Annotated in this window: 18 protein-coding genes; 9 read left to right on the top strand and 9 right to left on the bottom strand. The window is 53.4% G+C overall.

What is annotated here, in order from left to right:
- Nucleotides 1-22: 22 nt before the first annotated feature.
- Nucleotides 23-355 (bottom strand): stage V sporulation protein S, encoded by a 333-nt coding sequence (locus JE47_RS21900; protein WP_028457061.1) that lies wholly within the window; start codon nucleotides 353-355, stop codon nucleotides 23-25.
- Between the two features lie 198 nt (nucleotides 356-553).
- A complete protein-coding gene (gene rny / locus JE47_RS0100255; protein WP_031457837.1) occupies nucleotides 554-2,086 on the bottom strand; it encodes a ribonuclease Y in 1,533 nt (510 codons plus the stop codon).
- 362 nt (nucleotides 2,087-2,448) lie between these two features.
- Between rny and JE47_RS0100250 the strand changes: the two genes are divergently transcribed.
- The 4 genes from JE47_RS0100250 to rimI all read left to right on the top strand — a co-directional run bounded on the left by JE47_RS0100250 (nucleotide 2,449) and on the right by rimI (nucleotide 6,017).
- Complete coding sequence (locus JE47_RS0100250; RefSeq protein ID WP_031457836.1) at nucleotides 2,449-3,234, top strand: DUF4058 family protein; 786 nt, start codon at nucleotides 2,449-2,451, stop codon at nucleotides 3,232-3,234.
- A gap of 121 nt (nucleotides 3,235-3,355) precedes the next feature.
- Nucleotides 3,356-4,141, top strand: a complete 786-nt coding sequence (locus tag JE47_RS0100245; RefSeq protein ID WP_031457835.1) for a DUF4058 family protein — start codon at nucleotides 3,356-3,358, stop codon at nucleotides 4,139-4,141.
- 283 nt (nucleotides 4,142-4,424) lie between these two features.
- Nucleotides 4,425-5,252 carry a hypothetical protein gene (locus JE47_RS0100240; protein ID WP_031457834.1) on the top strand — a complete coding sequence of 276 codons (828 nt, stop codon included), beginning with the start codon at nucleotides 4,425-4,427 and terminating at the stop codon, nucleotides 5,250-5,252.
- A 123-nt stretch (nucleotides 5,253-5,375) separates the two neighbouring features.
- Nucleotides 5,376-6,017 (top strand): ribosomal protein S18-alanine N-acetyltransferase, encoded by a 642-nt coding sequence (gene rimI / locus JE47_RS0100235; RefSeq protein ID WP_031457833.1) that lies wholly within the window; start codon nucleotides 5,376-5,378, stop codon nucleotides 6,015-6,017.
- Here the strand turns inward: rimI and JE47_RS0100230 are convergent.
- On the bottom strand, nucleotides 5,972-7,036 hold the full coding sequence (locus tag JE47_RS0100230; RefSeq protein ID WP_031457832.1) for an SPL family radical SAM protein: 1,065 nt from the start codon (nucleotides 7,034-7,036) through the stop codon (nucleotides 5,972-5,974). The genes rimI and JE47_RS0100230 overlap by 46 nt on opposite strands.
- Before the next feature lie 8 nt (nucleotides 7,037-7,044).
- Nucleotides 7,045-7,836, bottom strand: coding sequence for an inositol monophosphatase family protein (locus tag JE47_RS0100225; protein WP_031457831.1), 792 nt, complete (start codon nucleotides 7,834-7,836; stop codon nucleotides 7,045-7,047).
- A 582-nt stretch (nucleotides 7,837-8,418) separates the two neighbouring features.
- Here JE47_RS0100225 and JE47_RS20890 point away from each other — a divergent pair.
- The 5 genes from JE47_RS20890 (at nucleotide 8,419) to JE47_RS0100205 (ending at nucleotide 13,807) form a co-directional block, all read left to right on the top strand.
- Nucleotides 8,419-9,486 carry an STAS domain-containing protein gene (locus JE47_RS20890; RefSeq protein ID WP_051871033.1) on the top strand — a complete coding sequence of 356 codons (1,068 nt, stop codon included), beginning with the start codon at nucleotides 8,419-8,421 and terminating at the stop codon, nucleotides 9,484-9,486.
- Nucleotides 9,487-9,877: 391 nt separating this feature from the next.
- Entirely contained in the window at nucleotides 9,878-10,009 is a 132-nt protein-coding gene (locus JE47_RS22395) for a hypothetical protein (protein WP_269077973.1), read from the top strand.
- Nucleotides 10,010-10,069: 60 nt separating this feature from the next.
- Complete coding sequence (locus tag JE47_RS0100215) at nucleotides 10,070-11,035, top strand: glycosyltransferase family 2 protein (protein WP_031457829.1); 966 nt, start codon at nucleotides 10,070-10,072, stop codon at nucleotides 11,033-11,035.
- Between the two features lie 314 nt (nucleotides 11,036-11,349).
- Nucleotides 11,350-13,161, top strand: coding sequence for an NYN domain-containing protein (locus JE47_RS0100210; protein ID WP_031457828.1), 1,812 nt, complete (start codon nucleotides 11,350-11,352; stop codon nucleotides 13,159-13,161).
- The gene (locus tag JE47_RS0100205; RefSeq protein WP_031457827.1) at nucleotides 13,154-13,807 is read left to right on the top strand and encodes a phosphoribosylanthranilate isomerase; all 654 of its coding nucleotides are present in this window, start codon (nucleotides 13,154-13,156) and stop codon (nucleotides 13,805-13,807) included. The genes JE47_RS0100210 and JE47_RS0100205 overlap by 8 nt, the downstream gene beginning before the upstream one ends.
- 120 nt (nucleotides 13,808-13,927) lie before the next feature.
- On the opposite strand, the gene JE47_RS0100200 is transcribed toward JE47_RS0100205, so the two are convergent.
- From JE47_RS0100200 to hisD, 5 genes are all read right to left on the bottom strand, one after another.
- Complete coding sequence (locus tag JE47_RS0100200; RefSeq protein ID WP_031457826.1) at nucleotides 13,928-14,287, bottom strand: YraN family protein; 360 nt, start codon at nucleotides 14,285-14,287, stop codon at nucleotides 13,928-13,930.
- Entirely contained in the window at nucleotides 14,274-14,780 is a 507-nt protein-coding gene (locus JE47_RS0100195) for an HNH endonuclease (RefSeq protein WP_031457825.1), read from the bottom strand. Before JE47_RS0100195 ends, JE47_RS0100200 begins: the two co-directional genes overlap by 14 nt.
- Before the next feature lie 322 nt (nucleotides 14,781-15,102).
- Nucleotides 15,103-16,737 carry a spermidine synthase gene (locus JE47_RS0100190; RefSeq protein WP_236631084.1) on the bottom strand — a complete coding sequence of 545 codons (1,635 nt, stop codon included), beginning with the start codon at nucleotides 16,735-16,737 and terminating at the stop codon, nucleotides 15,103-15,105.
- A 220-nt stretch (nucleotides 16,738-16,957) separates the two neighbouring features.
- Nucleotides 16,958-17,215 carry a YggT family protein gene (locus JE47_RS0100185; RefSeq protein ID WP_028457079.1) on the bottom strand — a complete coding sequence of 86 codons (258 nt, stop codon included), beginning with the start codon at nucleotides 17,213-17,215 and terminating at the stop codon, nucleotides 16,958-16,960.
- Nucleotide 17,216: 1 nt separating this feature from the next.
- Entirely contained in the window at nucleotides 17,217-18,524 is a 1,308-nt protein-coding gene (gene hisD, locus JE47_RS0100180) for a histidinol dehydrogenase (protein WP_031457823.1), read from the bottom strand.
- Between the last annotated feature and the right edge of the window lie 12 nt (nucleotides 18,525-18,536).

Here is an 18,536-nt window from a genome sequence, read left to right as displayed (position 1 = left end):
AACGACGGAGCCACACAGGAGACTACCGGCGTTCAATGAGGAGACGAATAGCAGTGCGCTCTTCGTCATCAATTGACACATCGATAAATGACGGAATACAGACGATATCGATCCCCTCCTCACTCAGATATGCGCGAGCGATAGCAACAGCTTTAATTGCCTGATTCGTCGCGCCAGCGCCGATCGACTGCACTTCGGCCGAACCATTCTCGCGCATAACACCGGCAATCGCGCCGGCAACGGCACTCGGCCGCGAGCGGGTCGAGACCTTCAAGACCTCGGCACTACGCTGCTGACGAGCGGGGGCGGCGCTACCTTCGCCGACAGCCCGCTCTAGCGGCTGGGCGTTGCTCATAGCTTCCTCCTGTTGGTGACGTATAGATAAACGACGACTCGTATCATCGGGCGGAGTTGCCAGGTTCATACCGGCGCAGCCTCCTTGTGTACAAGAACCTTATAGCCGATGACCGAAAGCGTGCCCTTATTGTACCACACGCTATCGTGATTTGCAGACCAAATGATCACCAATTTGAAGATCATCTGGCCTGATATACTACCGTGCGTAATCAACGGCACGGGTTTCGCGAATGATCGTGACCTTGATTTGACCAGGATACTGCAAGCTCTCTTCGATCTTCCTGGCAACGTTGCGAGCCAGATGAATACTGGCCAGATCATCTATCTGATCTGGTTGTACCATCACACGCACTTCGCGACCAGCCTGGACCGCGAATGCACGTTGAACACCAGGGAACGACGTTGCGACGGTTTCAAGAGCTTCTAAGCGCTTGATATAGAGGTCGAGTGTCTCACGACGAGCGCCCGGACGGGCACCAGAGATTGCGTCCGCAGCGATGACCAGAAATGCTTCAACCGTCTGCGGTTCCTCATCGTAATGATGTGCCGCAATAGCGTGAACGATAGCCGCCGAGCGACCGAGTCGACGAGCAATTTCTGCGCCGATCAAGGCATGTGGTCCTTGTACTTCGTGATCAACCGCCTTGCCAATATCGTGGAGCAAGGCAGCCGTTTTGGCAACATTGATATTGGCGCCTAGTTCGGCAGCCATATGTGCCGCGAGCAAGGCACATTCAAGCGAATGTTGCAAGACATTCTGCCCATAACTGGTACGATATTTCAAACGACCGAGCAGCTTAATGAGATCGGGGTGTAAACCCTGCACATTCGCTTCGTAGGCCACACGCTCACCCTCTTCGCGCATAATTTGCTCGATCTCGAGTTGTGTCTTGTGTACCACCTCCTCAATTCGTGATGGATGGATACGACCATCCTTTAATAACTTCAACAGTGCCACTCGGGCCACTTCCCGACGTACCGGATCGTGACACGACAGCGTCACTGCTTCAGGGGTATCATCAACAATAATATCAACACCGGTGATCTGCTCAAAAGCACGAATATTGCGCCCTTCGCGGCCAATGATGCGCCCTTTCAGTTCTTCACTCGGCAGATTCACCGTTGAGACGGTCATTTCTGCAACGTAATCACTCGCACAGCGTTGAATTGCCAGTCCGATGATTTTTCGGGCAATCTTATCGGCCTCTTCTTTTGTTTGCTGTTCGAGTTCACGGATGCGCCGAGCAGCATCTTCGCGTGTTTCGCGTTCAACTTCGGCCAGGATGATCGAACGAGCTTCCTCACGCGATAGTTGTGAGATTCGTTCCAGTTCCTGCGCTTGCTGACGCCGTAGCCGTTCAGCTTCCTGCGTCAACTGTTCAATTTGCCGCTCACGCTGCTGGATTAACCGCTCACGTCGCTCTATTCCTTCCAATTTCCGATCGATATTTTCCTCTTTACGTTGCAGACGTTCTTCCTGTTTTTGCAAGCTCTGTCGCGATTCACGCAATTCAGCTTCAGCTTCATTTCTGATGCGTAATGCTTCATCTTTGGCTTGCAAGAGAATTTCTTTTTGCTGCGAGCGTGCCTCTTCAATCAGCAGGCGAGCTTCTGCAGCTTTACGTTGGACCAGTGAGCTTACCCCATTGTTCGCCCACCAGATGCCTATGCCTGCACCGCCGACCAGCCCTACCAGTAGGGCGATGACGGCCCAGAGTAACTCTGTCACGGTAGCCTCCTATGTAGTTGTTAATGTGCACGACGTCGGAGTTTATATGTGACCGACGATATGCAGATAGATGTTGTAATAATGGACAATTGTTTATCCATTCAGGTAATCATCATCATACTGATCGATGTACCACATGTCAAGCCTCTTGCCAATAGTGAATAAGATCACATAAGGGAAACATTTTTCCTCTCTCACCTTCCGCGAACTTCTTCTAATTCCAAACGGTAAAAGGAAGGAGGAGACCGGACAGCCGATTACTGAAGAGAGGATGTTCGGAGCGGAGATACTCTCAGCGAAGGGGGCATCCTCTATCTTAATCGTATGGTATCATGCTGATAATTACTCTCTTGGAGGCCATTATGGAACTGCCTTTCCCCGGTATGGATCCCTACCTCGAACTGCCTGCACTGTGGCCTGATGTACACGCAGCATTGATTGCTGCAATGCGTGATGCCCTTCAGGAACAGCTCGGACCAAACTATGTCGCGCTCATCACCCCCTACCTCGCACTCGAAAGTATTGAAATTGCACCCATCCGCCAGGTGTTCGTGCCCGATGTCGGCGTGTTTCGCGACGAGCCTACCGATACCGGCACACCAACCGCTACCATCACCCCTGCCCCACTCACCATTCCGGTCTCGATCACCGTGCCCACACGATATGCCCGGATTGAAATCCGCTCGGTGCTCCAGCAAACCCTGATTACCGCCATTGAATTGCTCTCCCCCGCTAACAAACGCCCCGGCCCTGACGGGGCTGATGCCTACGAAAAGAAGCGGCAGGAACTCTTCACCAGTAATGTCCACCTGTTGGAAATTGACCTCTTGCGCGCCGGGGTTCGCCCTCAACTCGCCCGTCCCCTCCCCCCTGCGGCCTACTACGCCTTCCTCAGCCGTGCCTATCGCCGTCCTCTGGTCGAGGTCTGGCCGATTGCCCTTAGTGACCCATTGCCGGTCTTGCCGGTACCACTCGCTTATCCCGACTCGGATGTCGCCCTTGACCTCGGCACGATCCTGCGCCAGGTCTATCGGCGCGCCCATTACGAGCGCGTGATCGACTACCGCGCCGATCCCCCTCCGCCTCCCCTTTCACCAGACGAAATGGCCTGGCTTGACCAGCAACTTCGCACACAGGGACTGCGGTGAGGAGAGATTTACCTTCAACAACGCACAATTATGTCACATAATCAAAATCAGAGGCATAGCAAATGTCACGCAGTTTGTACGATAGGGAGACTCTCACGCTTGTACCACAACGGAGGCCATTATGGAACTGCCTTTCCCCGGTATGGATCCCTACCTCGAACTACCCGCACTATGGCCTGATGTACACGCACGCATCATCAGTGCAATGTGTGATGCTATCCAGGAACAGCTCGGACCAAACTATGTTGCACTCATCACCCCCTACATCGCCCTCGAAAGTATCGAAATTGCCCCCACCCGCCAGGTGTTCGTGCCCGATGTCGGCGTGTTTCGCGACGAGTCTACCGATACCGGCACATCGACCGCTACAATCACCCCGGCCCCACTCACCATTCCAGTCTCGATCACCGTGCCCACCCGGTATGCCCGGATTGAAATCCGCTCGGTGCTTCAGCAAACCCTGATTACCGCCATTGAATTGCTCTCCCCCGCTAACAAACGCCCCGGCCCTGACGGGGCTGATGCCTACGAAAAGAAGCGGCAGGAACTCTTCACCAGCAATGTCCACCTGTTGGAAATTGACCTCTTGCGCGCTGGGGTTCGCCCTCAGCTTGCCCGTCCCCTCCCCCCTGCCGCCTACTACGCCTTCCTCAGCCGTGCCTATCGCCGTCCTCTGGTCGAGGTCTGGCCGATTGCCCTTAGTGACCCATTGCCGGTCTTGCCGGTACCACTCGTTTACCCTGACCCGGATGTCGCCCTTGACCTCGGTACAATCCTGCGCCAGGTCTATCGGCGCGCCCATTACGAGCGCGTGATCGACTACCGCGCCGATCCTCCTCCGCCTCCCCTTTCACCGGACGAAATGGCCTGGCTTGACCAGCAACTTCGCACACAGGGACTGCGGTGAGGAGGATAGGAGTTTTTAAAATTCTTTCCCCACCCGATAATGGTGAGGTAACAGAGCCGGGAGAGCGGTGAGCGAGATGGGTAGACTCTCGATCCATCTTCACTTTGGGGAATGAAAGAGAGGTATGTCCGGCAGTACGGACACTGAAAACACTGAAAAGCCCTAGATGTTCCAGGTTGAACACCCTGCTACCATCTGCTATAATCCTGAGCAGAATTGGCAGTTGATTCAGTATGCCCTGTATGCAAAACGTTGCATCCTGCCACAAAGAGAGGATATTCGCATGTTGCGCGCATCCTGGCGAGCCACGTTGCTCCTGATGATATTAACGTTGAGCCTGCTGGTATTGGCTACTTGCACTAATCGTAGTTCCGCTTTTACGACACCGTTGTATGTTCAACAACTAACGACTTCGCCAGATGAATATGCAGGCCGCGACGTAACTGTTGACGGCGCATATGTTTGGCGACCAGGCGACCCTTCACTATCGGTATTGGCTGTTGGTGTCAGTACACTCGATAACGGCCTTGATGCTCAACCCATTGGCGAGCCAATCTGGCTGGAAGGATTTCCCGCCGAAGTAACCGAACATTTGCATCGGCCAGGTGATTCGGTGTACGGATTTGTTCGGGTACGTGGTCGATTCGAGGCAAACGGTAACTACGGTCCAGGCGGAGCCTACCGGTACCTGCTTACAGTCAGTAGTGCCGAACCTATCGAGCGAATCCGACGAGTCGAACAACGACTTACCGACCGTCCACTCGGTCCAGATAAGGTCTCGTTCTTCGAGCTGCTCCGCAATCCAGAACAGTATCAAGGACAACGCATTACAACGCAGGCCTATTACTTCTGGAACTCGGTGATTTATGTATTGGCTGAAGGTATTTCAACCGAAGAAGATGGTTCCAGCCCGCAACCGATTGGCGGCGCAATTTGGGTCGAGCAATTCCCGCCTGAGCAATCGGCGGCTTTGACCATCGGGCCTAATAACAGCTTTGTTTGGGGCCTGGTTGAAGTAACCGGTACTTTCCAGACCGGCGGCGGGTTCGGACGTGACGGTGCATACAAGAGTATTTTCTTCGTCGAATCGGCCCGCCCTGTACAGCCATAGCACTGGTGAGCGGAATTTGTGCAGGAACGTTGTTGAAACAGGCTGCGCACCGGCTTATCAAAGGGGAAACCGGTGCGTTATTCACGCAACGGGGCAAAGAAAGTGTATTATTTCATCGAGCCAATGCGTGAAGAAGATATTCCATTTGTTCAGGAGATCGAGCGGCAAAGTCAGATGACTCCCTGGTCGGCGCTGACGTATCGGCGCGAGATTCGCAATCGCCAGGCATGTCGGTATGTCGTCGCTCGTGCCGAGACTCAACCGCCTAACGGCAGATCGCCACACCCTGAATATCCGTTGCTGATCCGCATGCTCCAACGCATCGGGCTTTTCACTCCTACACCGTACCCAGCCACACCCATCGTTGGCTACGGCGGTATCTGGCTTAACGAAACCAGCGGTCACATTACCACCATTGCCGTCGCACCAGCACATCGTCGGCGTGGAGTAGGAGAACTTATTCTTAATGCACTGATTGATAGTGCTTACGAACTACAGGCGGAATATCTCTCGCTTGAAGTGCGAGTCAGCAACCTTACAGCACAGCGTCTCTACCTCAAGTATGGCTTCCGTCCGGTTGGTCAGCGCGCCAACTACTACACCGACAATCAAGAAGATGCGCTGGTGATGTGGACTGATCCTATTAATACAACGACCTACAAAGATCGCCTGCGTGAATTACGACAACAATTGTACGAGCGCTTACGCCAACAAGCGAATCAAGTCACTGCGGAAAGCCCAAGGAGTGGCCCAATCGTTGGATAGAGAGGACTCTGCCGGAGATCACTTGCTTTGAACCGGCCACGAAAGACCGCATCGGCCAGTTCACGGTGGAGGGTAGCCAGACGTTCTCGCCCCTGCACCCGATCACGAAATGCGGCATGGCGTAACAACAGAGCTGCCTCATTACGCGGCGAGAGTTTACCGGCGAAAAGGCGATGCGGAGCGCGGGGCGCTAATCCTAGCTCATCACACCGTTGCAATAACTCACGATCACGCTCTTGCCGGTAGAGAAGATTTACGGTCGCTTGATCGCGATACATATCCCGGTAGTAGCGCGGTGGATACGATCCCACCTGATTGAGCAGCACGTTGATCCGATGTCGATGCCGTTCGTTTGGGATGTGTAGATAATCCCAAACGACGAAATCCGCCCCAGCTTCCGCACAGGCATGCAACACCCGACGCAAACTGAGATTGGTGTCGTTCACATAGGGCATAATCGGAACCAACGCCACCCCTACCGGAATCCCCGATCGTTTCAGCTCAGCGATCATTTCAAGCCGCAATTGTGGTGATGGCGCCCGTCCTTCCAGGCGCGTTGCCAGATGCTGATCAAGTGTGAGGAGAGTCGTCACCACAATCGCCAGACTATGCTCATTCATTCGCTGAAGCAAGGAGCGATCCTCTACTACCAGCGGGCTTTTGGTCATAATCAGACATGGCTGACGATGATCGGCCAAGACCTGAAGAACCTGCCGGGTAATCCGATATTCCTGCTCAGCCGGTTGATACGGATCGCTCAGCGCACTTATCGCAATAAGATCACCACGATCAATCGTCGGCAATACAGCGGCCAGCCGTTGGGGCAGATCAACCGGAATCGCAATCGTCGCATTCAATGGTCGCTCACTGAACACCCAGCTATCGCAGTAAGGACAACCCAACTCACAGCCGGTATAGATGCTCATCGTATAAGCCGAGAGAAAATACTCGTTGATGAGCGGTCGGCGAGCACTCAGCGGTGGTACATCGGGTGTAAGTTCACGTTGATAGTAAGCCATAATTCCAGCTACGATTTTGCTAAACGCTGCCGACGGACGGCAGCCAGTGCTGCCAGTAATTCAGCGTGAATCAGACCATTCGTAGCAACAATGCGATCACCGTCAAGCGGATGCCAGAATCCGCCTTGCCAATCGGTAACCGTTGCGCCAGCTTCTAAGGCAATTAACCCGCCTGCAGCAACATCCCACGGCTTGAGACCTAACTCCCAGTGACCATCGGTGCGACCGGCAGCAACAGCACAGAGATCAAGCGCCGCCGAACCGGGCCGACGAATATCTTGCACCAGCATAGCCAGGTGCGTCAATTCGGCAAGATTGTTATCAGCCTGCTCAAAGCGGTCGTAGGGTAAACCACTACTCAGTAAACTGCGCGCCAGAGAAGTCGTCTGCGAAACCCGCAACCGGCGACCGTTGAGAAATGCCCCCCGACCACGCTCGGCGTAAAATAGCTCATTGCGCATCGGATCGTAGACCACTCCAAGGAATAGCTGACGATCAACGAGTAATGCAATCGAAACACAAAAGATGGGCAATCCATGCAGAAAATTGAGTGTCCCATCGAGTGGATCAATCAACCAGGTATACGACGACGACGTATTCACTCCACTCCCCTCTTCCGCAATGATTGCATGATCGGGGTAGCGCGACTGTATTGCGCCGACAATTAGTTCCTCACTGGCCCGGTCCACATCAGTAACGACATCAGCGTACTGTTTCGGTTCATAACCAATATCGCGCTCAGCCCCGGCCCGAATCAGGGCACCGGCACGATAGGCCAACTCGATGGCAAAATCAAGCATGGTTGATACTGGTTCAATCATTGTTGTATCTCTCTTCCGATGCTGAACCTATCAGCATAGCTCAGGATCGAATCGATACGACCAAATGTGACAGCGTAGCAATCCTACTTCCTCATTGTATCAGAAGACCGATATGCACGTTTGAAGCTAACGCGGTCGGGTTTTCTCTATCTCCCATCCTCTTCCTCGCCCAAATTAGTCGGAACGAGCACCAAATCTGCCCCAGTATACTTATGAGCCTATCCGGAATACCCTGTCGCAGAAGAAGATCGGTTGGGGCGCAGCGGCGCTGCGCCCGTACATCTACGTACATCTACCAGGTTTCATCCGCTGTACTGTGAGACAATTTTTCGGATAGGCTCTTATTACAAACCGCACGCTCATACCTGAGCTACCGCGATTATCTTCACGCTACCACAGCCGGATGTAGCCAGCGACCTGTATCGCCCCCAGGTGCTTACAGAAAATGTAACAAGGGCACGCAAAAGATTCTTTGGAAGCAACGTTAATACAATCTGTGAGGAAAGATTCGGTTATAATAAGGATAGCCTCTACGCCGACTCTGTTATACACAACCGACGTATGAACACACTGCAACACAACGACGTTCATGGTAGACAGCAGATTCATCAACTGCTCGTCTGGGCGATTCTAACGGCAATTCCGGCAATTCTTGGTCAAGCAGTCGTCGCTATTATTTTCTCACTCGTACCTCTCTACATTACAACAGCCGGTTCTCTTATTCTGTTAGCCCTGGAATTATGGGCAATGAGGCTCAACCATCGCGGAAACGTTATTGGTGCAGTTATCTTATTCTGTGTTACCGTTGGCTTGTATGGAATTTTGCTTGTGGTCATATTGCCAGAATCACTTCCCGCAGTAACCCTGACCTCAGTCATAACGACATCGATTGTCCTTCCCTATCTGGAACAAAAATGGCATTTGTTCTGGAATGTCAGTACCGTCATCCTGGCTACGACAATAGCAGTGCTCGGCCTTTATCTCCGAATTATCGAAACCATCAATACCGAGGCTATCAAACCCATCATTGTCCTCTTTGTTGCACTGGCAACAGCTATTGCGCTCCTACTCCTCTGGCAAAACCAGGCCCGTCTTACCAGGGCTTTACAGCAAAGTCAGCAGACCAACAAAGAACTTCAGGCGTTGCAAGCATCGCTGGAAGCACAAATTGCAGAACGTACTCGAGTCTTGCAAGAAATGCTCCAAACGGTAGAAAAACAGGCTACAGAAGAAAGACAGCTACGTGAAACCCTGTTGCAGCAGCAAGAGGTTATTTTGGGGTTAAGTGTTCCGATCATACCGGTGAAAGATCAGGTGCTGGTCATACCTCTGATCGGATTGATCGATGAGCATCGCCTGCAACAAATTCAGCAACGAGCACTTCAGGCGATCAACCAATTCAATGCTCACACGCTGATCCTTGACATCACCGGCATACCGGCCATCGATAAGCAAGTTGCAACGAAGCTCATTCAGATCGCACAAGCGATACGTCTCCTTGGCGCCAGAACCTTCCTGGTCGGGATTCATCCTGAGGTAGCCCACTCAATAGTACGAGCAGGGATTGAATTGCATCACATCCAACCGTTTGCCCGGTTGCAAGATGCTCTGGCCGGAATTGTGAAATAAAGGCATCTCCCGTGTAGAAGAAACTAGGGTGCAGGGATGATGATAAATAATCCTGCACAGGATGATCGTCAGCCAAAGACATCTGGCGAGAGCGAATGACAAACTATCTCAGAGCGTAATCAATAACTCATTGTCACTGCAACGTGACGTATCGCATTCCCAAATACAGCTCGTATGATCGATCCGATCTCGCATAGAGTGATACGATTACAGATGGATTCGACACCACTGTATCTTGACGAACGGGCCAGGGTCAACCTGATACGCTCGTCTCCCAAATCTCGTACTAGCAATATAACCACCTAAAGCACCCATTATTCCTAACATCACGCTCATCAGGTCTCATAGATACCACCCGCATGTTCTAGTATGTAGACCGAAACTGAAACCAATGAAGACGTACCTTCTGCTCACTGTCGAACCATCAACAGTGGTCTGGCCTTATTTTCTTGTCGCCATCATATACCCGGCAGTGATTATCTGGGTCTTAGGACGACGCTTCAACCAGGTAATGGTAGAATAGGCCCGGCAGAAATTCGATCATCACCTGCGCAGAAGAGGTGACCTAATCTATACTAACAGTATGAACACTATTGGCGTTGTTGTCGTTTCGTATAATACTGCCTCCCTCCTACGCCGCTGCCTAGCGTCGCTCGCTTCCTGTCGCCTACCATTGCAGATCGTTGTGGTTGATAACGGGTCACTCGATGACAGCGTCACGTTGGTTCAGCGTGAATTTCCACACGTTATGCTACGCGAACGGCCAGAAAATCCCGGTTACGCTGCCGCCTGTAATGAAGGTATCGCCTGGCTGAACAACAACTGTGATGCGATTCTGATACTCAACCCCGACACTGAAGTTCTGCCCGGTGCGATTGAGGCAATGGCCGATTTCCTGGCTATTCACCCCCGTGTCGGCTTGGTTGGTCCGCGTCTGCTCAATCCAGACGGTAGTTTACAACGAGCTGCGTTTCGCTTTCCTGACCTGATCACTACCACGCTTGATCTCTTTCCGCCAGGTGAAGTCTTACCCGGTCGTCTGTACGATTCATGGTGGCACGGTCGTTATCCACACGAACTCGGCAATGAACCATTTCCAATCGATTACCCGCTGGGCGCATGCATGCTGGTGCGCACAAGCACGATTGCCGAAGTGGGTGGAATGGACGAAGACTACTTTATGTACTGCGAAGAGATTGATTGGTGTCGCCGAATCAAACAGGCAGGATGGGCGATCTGGCACGTACCCGCTGCACGGGTTATTCACGTTGGCGGTGCGGCGACCGGTCAATTCCGCTGGCGTATGCAGGTAGCGCTCTGGCAGGCTCGCCAGCGGTATATGCGTAAGTTTGCTTCACCGTCCGTTCAGCGTCTTTTCCGTGTCCTTCTTGTCAGCGGGATGTTGCGGCTCATCGGCAAAAGCTGGTATACCTACTTGACCGGTCAGATCGACCGTGATACCCTGCGCGGCCAACTCCTGGCCTACGGCACTATTCTGCAAAAGACTCACAATTTCTCGCCAATACCGGTTGCGAAGGTAACGCGCTAATGCTATAGTACCAAACAAGAGGAGTATTGTCTGGCGGAACAATGCACCTCGATAGATAAGATTATATTTTCATTTCGCGACTCAAGCCTAATACGGTGAGGTTGGCTCGCGTGATCATACTGACGCATTGCTCCGCATCTGATGATAATTCTGACGCAACGCAGGGATGACCGATACCACGTGAACGAGATATGGTAGGTGTCGCCCGGTAGCGTTGCCAGTGTATCAACAATTTGAACGAAAGCGTGAGCTGGCGTCAATGCGTGCTCCGCGAACCTCCCTCCTGATGTACGACAGGAGCAGACAAGACAACGATGTACGACCAAAAGCGACCAGATGTCGCGGTCTTTATCGACTTCGAGAACATTTATGTCAGCGTGCGTGACAAGCTCAACGCAACGCCCAATTTTGAAGCGATTATGGACCGCTGCAATGACCTCGGCCGTGTGGTGATTTCACGCGCCTATGCCGATTGGTACCGTTACCCACGCATTACCAGTGCCCTTTACGCAAACGCTATCGAACCCATCTACGTCGCTACCTACTACTACGACAAGGATGCCGGTCGCACCGGACGCGCCATCAAGAATAGCGTCGATATGAACCTCTGTATCGACGCTATGAAAACGCTCTATACCAATCCAAACGTCTCGCGGTTTGTGCTGGTAACCGGCGACCGCGATTTCATTCCGCTCGTCCACAGTATTCGCCAGCACGGGAAAGAGGTCTTTATTATTGGGATTGGTGGCGCCGCCAGCACCCACCTGGCTCAGAGCGCCGACGAGTTCCTCTTCTACGAACAATTGATCGGTCGTCAGCCCAACGCCAGTGCCGCCGCTACGGCAATTGCGAATCGGGCAACTGAAATCAACCGTACCCTCGAACCGGTAGAAGTCAGCCCACCGCTGTCGGCAGTGGCTGCCCCTCCGCCTCCGCCCTCTGAACCTGATGTCTACGATGTGCTGGTGCAGGCTATTCATTTAGCCCGTAAGCGCGGTTATGTGACCACACTCGGCTCGCTCAAGATGCTGATGAAAGAACTCATGGGTGGCGATTTTAAAGAGAACCGCTACCGTGACCTGAATGGACGACCATTCTCGAAGTTTAAAGATTTGGTCATCGATGCCGAGCAGCGCGGGAAAGTACAAATCTTTACGAAAGGTTCGGTCAATGAGGTCTTTCTACCAGGCGAAGACCCAATGAAGCTCTCACGTTTTGCCCCATTGCTGACCGAGGAATTACCACCAGAGCCGGTGGTAATCGACCCGCCCATCGGCAGTAATGGCAGTTTGCAGATCGCTGAGATCAGCCCGATCGTCGTTGAAGAGCCAAAAGCGGCAGAACCACCAGCAACGACAACGCCAACTACTTCCAACAGTCGCCGTCGGCGCCGTCGTTCACGCCGTAGCGGAAGGAGTCGTGAAGAAACCGGTGCGCTGAACGTTGAAACAGCCGCCACGCTCGATGAGTTGCCGGAGGTTGAACCAGAATACAGCCCACCGCTCGTTGAAGAACCGGTGCAAGCAGGCGAAATGCTCAAAACATCGCTTGCCGAACTCGCTCTAGAACCACTGCCGATAGCGGTTGAACTCGAGCCGGTACCTGAACCGACTCCGATCGTCGCTGAAACTGCTCTCACAGAAGCTGCAAGCGAACCGCCAGCAAAAGCGAGTCGTAGCCGCCGACGATCCCGCAAGACGAAGAGCGAAGCAGAAGCCAACACCGCAGCACCTCAGCTTGAAGTGGTGGTCGCGCAGCCTACACCGGCGCCAGCTATCACCGACGTGGTCGGCGCCGAACCAGTTAGCGATATGCCCTCTGCTACTGCTGAAACCGGGTCTCCCTCAATCAACACAGCTCCAGATGAGGAATCCGGCCAGGTTGATCTCAACTTCGAGTTCAGTGAAGCCGAATGGGAACTCTTTCACACGACAGTACGTGAATTGGGCAAACCGGCAACGTTCCAGCAACTCTTGAGCGCGTTGCAGACTGCCCGTAAAAAGCACGGTCTGCCGCGCACGACCGAAGAGAATCGCACGATGCTCAAGCAAGCTATTCACCATGGCATGCTTGAGCGCATCACCAGGAATCGCCGCGTTTATTACACGTTGAAGACCGATGAGTAGGTTGGTCAAAATCTGTGGCCTGCGAACGGTCGATCTGGCGCTGGTAGCCGCCACTGCTGGCGCCGATATGATCGGACTGGTGTTCGCCCCTAGCCGCCGCCAGGTCAGTATTGCTGAGGCACAGTACATTGCAGCAGCGGTGCGGGCTTTGCCACCGCCGCGACCGCTGATCGTAGGGTTGTTTGTCAATGCACCGGCAGCCGACGTGGCCGAAATCACGACGGTTGCTGGTCTGGAAGCTATTCAGCTTAGCGGCGATGAACCACCAGACTACCCAATTCCGCAGGGTCTCCCCTTACTTAAGGCTATCCGTATGACCGGTACACGCGACGAAGAGGCATGGCTGGCTCGCATTGCCACCGCTCCGTCGGTTCATAGCGGGTTGCCATCGATGCTGGCCCTGGTCGATGCCCACGTTGCCGGTGCGTATGGTGGGACCGGAACTCAAGCCGACTGGAGTCGTGCGGCACGCATTGCTCGTCAGGTTCCTACCGTACTGGCCGGTGGATTAACGCCGGAAAATGTCGCAGCGGCCATTGCGCAGGTGCAGCCACTGGGTGTTGATGTCAGCAGTGGTGTCGAGCGCGATGGTCAAAAAGACCCAGCCTTGATCACCGCATTCATTGCCGCAGCACGATGTGGATAGCGGCTCAGCGGTTGGCGAAAGCCTGAGTTACTCTTACGTTTTTCCTTTCGGCAACTGCGTCAGCACAAACGACAAGAAATGAAGAGATTATGGTCAGGCAATTGTTGAAAACGGCAATCGCTATTCCCCAACGGCTGACACCACATGGTCGCAAACGACAAAGCGGCCAGCCGTTACTGTAAGCGCAACAACATCGATCCGCCAGAGTGTCGCGGGCGGAAGTTGATGATCGATCAGGTACTGATACGCTAAAGCGATCAACCGTTGCTGTTTTGGGGCGGTAATCGATTCTAGAGCATAACTATCACGACGTGTGCGTACTTCCACGAACACAAGCTGTTCGCCATCGCGGGCTACCAAATCGATCTCACCATAGCGACATCGCCAGTTGCGTGTCACGATTGTGTAACCACACTGCTCCAGATAGGCTGTAGCTGCTTGTTCGCCGCGATCACCCAACTGGCGCTTAGGTGTAGGCATACTTCCGCCAAACGTCGTTCCGCTCAAGCTCACCGAGGAGGGCAAACGCGAGATACTGCGGCTGGCGTGGTGTCGAGAGCAACACCATATTTGCCTGTTCAGGAGTACGGCCACCCTTGCGATGGTTACAATCGCGGCACGCAGTAACCACATTTTCCCAAGTCGTCTGCCCACCCTGTGAGCGGGGGATCACGTGATCCATCGTAAGATTGGCACGCCCCGGTTGTTGACCACAGTACTGACACGTCTCGCGATCACGGGCAAACACCGCACGCCGTGAACATGGAAGCCGGAGCTGGCGCGGAATCCGGATATAGCGCACCAGTCGAATCACTAACGGTACGTGATAGGTCACCGACTGTGCACGTAACTGCTGCATGGCAGCTTCAACTAGCTCAGCTTTCTCTTGTAAGAGGAGAACGAGTGCACGACGAACCGAAATTAATTGTAACGGCTCGTAACTTGCGTTGAGAACAAGGACTCGCTGCGCCAAGTGACACCCCCCTTAACAATGAACCGATGTTATCACCGTAACAAAGGCTCTTGCCCGGGGGCGTCATGGCCCCGCGCTAGAGCGGCTTCTTGCGGTTCGCGGAGGACACAGCCCTTATCGCACGTAATACCGCACTGTCGCCACTCATGCTGCGTCGATCACGTTGGCGACCAGCATGGTAGCAGGCAATGTGCCCGGTATGTCCTAGACAGTATGGGTTGCGGTACTGCAACGGCGAATATGGCATGAAATTCGACCTTTTTTGATACAGTCTGACAGGCCGATATAAAGGTAACATGAGATTCAGGTTTTTGTCAACCCATCAGCGGTCAATTTTTTCAACTTCGCTCAAGATCAGACCATCGATCAACTGTTCAACCGGAGCCAGATCGTCGGTAAACGGACGAAACTGTGCCATGTCCGGCGTAAACTCGCGCAAAGGGCCATAGCGACCTTCATACAGCGACCAGTACATCACCAATTGCAGTGCCGGGATATCGATGTTGGTTGCGTTTTCAATAAAATGAACGACCCCATCACCCACTGGTTGATTGACCCCGATCAGGATCGCATTACTGAAGCGCGTATCGATAATGTACACCTGTGGAAACACTGCGATCATGGTAGAAGCCAACGCATTGACCAGCCGATCATCACCGCTTGCCGGTCGTCCGGCATTCACCACTGCAACCCCACGAGGCGTGAGCTTCGCTTTGACTTCACGAAAAAATTCAATCGTTGTAAGGTGAAAGGGAATGTACGGCTGATGATAGGCATCCATTCCAATCACGTCATACTGGCGGTCGGTCGTCGCCAACCAGTACCGTGCATCCTCGTTGTAAGTCGTAAAGTAAGGCGCCTGTGGGGTACCATCGGCCATATCGAAGTAACGACGGCCAACGTCGCTAATTTTTGGATCGATTTCTACTGCATCAATCACTGTATCGGGTCCATAAATTGCCAGAAACTGTTGGGCAATACTACCGGCTGCCGCGCCGAGCAACGCCAGTGAACGAATATCGTCTGGCCGGGTGTTGGGATAAAGGTAGGGTGCAACGCTGAAGTAATCCCATGGGCCGCCGTCGGTGAGGAGATCAAGCGGATCACCGGTTTCGCGGTATTTAAGGCGATAAATGGAATGGAGTGCCAATCCTTCATTAAGAATGAGTACTCGTCGCCGATCAACCGCGCCGTTGTTGTAGAGCACCTCTTGTTCGGCAACTTGAATGTAGTTGTAGCCCGACTCAAATTCTGCAATCAATCGACAGTTGCGACAATCAGCAGCTTTGATCGTTCCTGTAGTGAGCTGATATGCCCCCGCCAGGAGTATAACGGTGAGCACGAACAGCAATTGGCGAGGATCACGCAAGCCAATCAGACTAAGCACGACCAGAAACGCAGCGAAGAGAAAGAGCGTACTGCTAACCCCAATGGTGGGAATCAGAACCAGTACCGTTAGAAAGGTACCGACGATAGAGCCAATCGTTGAGAGCGCTGAAATCGTACCGGCAGTACGCCCGGCGTGTTCAACATCGGTCGCCTGTCGCAATTGCAGCCGAATTGCAAACGGACCAACCATTGCCATTAAGGTCACCGGCACTGCAAAAAGCAGGATTACCCCGATCAGCGCAGCTAAAAAACCACCGGCGGCCACGCTCCGCAGCGCTCCCTGGGCAAAACTGAGGATAGGACGGGCAACAAAGGGGATTACCGCACAACTGATACCGGCCCAACCGATGAGCTGAAATAATAACCGCCAGTCTGGTCGGCGGTCGGCCAGCGTACCACCTAAACGATAGCCTATCGCCAGATAGACCAGCGTCATCCCAATCACAACTGCCCAGATCGGCTGGGAAGTGCCAAAAAAAGGTGCCAGCATGCGCGGCATCACCATTTCAATGCCAAGGGTACCGATTCCGGCCAGAAAGACCACCGTCAGTAGGAGTCGATCATTCACCCTGGTCTGTTCCCTCAACAATAGCGTTTCCTGAGCCATGCGCTATTTCCACTTATCCGCTTGCCGAACGTCTCTCCCACACCCCGCGCCTATCCCTGGCATATCAGTTTGGCTCTGACTTCACCCAACACAGTATCCGACTTCGATCCGACGGTGCCGTGCTCAGATCAGGATGCGTATACTGATGCCGTCCGAGGTGTGATGTGAGTTGGCCGACATCTCACCTGATCGCACTGATAATCAATCGTTCGAGAAGCTGCAAGAGCAGCATTGCCACAATTGGCGAGAAATCGAACATCCCTATATTAGGCATAATACTCCGAATAGGCCCCAAAATTGGCTCGGTAATTTCGTGTAAGACACGAGTCACAGGAAAGTTCCCCTGTGGATCGATCCATGAGGCAAGAACGCGCCCTAGAATCGCATAAAATAAGACTGTAAAGAGAATACTTACGAAACTGATCAAAAAACCCGACATTTTACTCCCTCCCATCGGTATCTGGCGCCTCAAAACGCGCCCGCACTGCTGCGGCATGGGCAAACAGCCCCTCGGCTTCAGCAAGCCGTATCGCTGCTGGACCGATTCGGTTTAGACCAGAGCGATTCAATCCGACCAGTGAAATCACTTTCCGAAAACTATCAACATTGACCGGCGAAGCATAACGAGCGGTTCCCTCAGTTGGCATAATGTGTGACGGGCCAGCTACATAATCACCGAGAACCTCAAACGACTCTTCACCGAGAAAGACGCCACCGGCATTGCGTACAAGACCAACATACGACCATGGATCGGCAATCAATAGGCAGAGGTGCTCAGGAGCGTAGTCGTTCGCCAATTCAAATGCCGTCACCAGATCGGGCACTACCACAATACCACCACGTCGCGTTACTGCATCACGGGCAGCCTGTGCATTCGTCGGCGGGAGTGTTGTGAGTTGTCGTTCAACTTCTTGCTGAACCTGTTGCGCCAACTGCGGATCCGGTGTCAATAAAATCGCGCTGGCCTCGACATGCTCGGCCTGAGCCAGAAGATCGGCAGCAACTGACCTGGGGTTCGCCGTGTGATCGGCAATAATAAGCGTCTCGGTTGGCCCTGGCAAACTCACGACGCCGACTGTACCGTAAACCAACCGCATCGCCTGGATAACGTAACGATTCCCTGGCCCCGCCACAGCTTCGACCCGTGGCACGCTGGCAGTACCGTATGCCAGCGCAGCAATAGCCTGTGCTCCACCGATGGCAAACAAGCGGTCAACCCCGGCCAGATGAGCAGCCGCCAACACAATCGCTGCTGGTTCACCAGTTGCTCGTTGCGGCGGTGAGCAAACGATAATCTCACGCACACCGGCAACCCTGGCCGGTACAGCCGCATGGATCAGCGACGACGGCAATGGGGCAGCACCGCCAGGTACATAAATCCCAACCCGATCAAGTGGCCGCACTAACTGGCCTAACGCTCCTTCGACGGTAAACTCGACCCAAGAGTTGCGCAGTTGCCGTTCGTGAAAGCGGCGAATTTCACCAATGGCCAGCAAGAGTGCATGACGCAGAGTTGGATCGAGATCAGCCGCTGCCGCTGCCCAACGCTCACGTGGAATCTCAAATGTCTCGCACGCTACTCCGTCAAAGCGTAACGTGTACTCGCGTAATGCCGCATCACCATGCTGTCGAACCGCTGCAATGATCTCAGCGACTACAGATGTTGTGTCCGTATCATCATCAAGCGACCTACGACAGAGAATCCCAGCACGGGCGGCATCAAGATCGTTAATGATAGGAATTGTCATCACTGATCACTC

The sequence above is a fragment of the Chloroflexus sp. MS-G genome (assembly GCF_000735195.1).
Classification (GTDB): Bacteria; Chloroflexota; Chloroflexia; order Chloroflexales; family Chloroflexaceae; genus Chloroflexus.
Note: the sequence above shows the minus strand (reverse complement) of the source record. Positions and strands in the feature narration are given on the sequence as shown.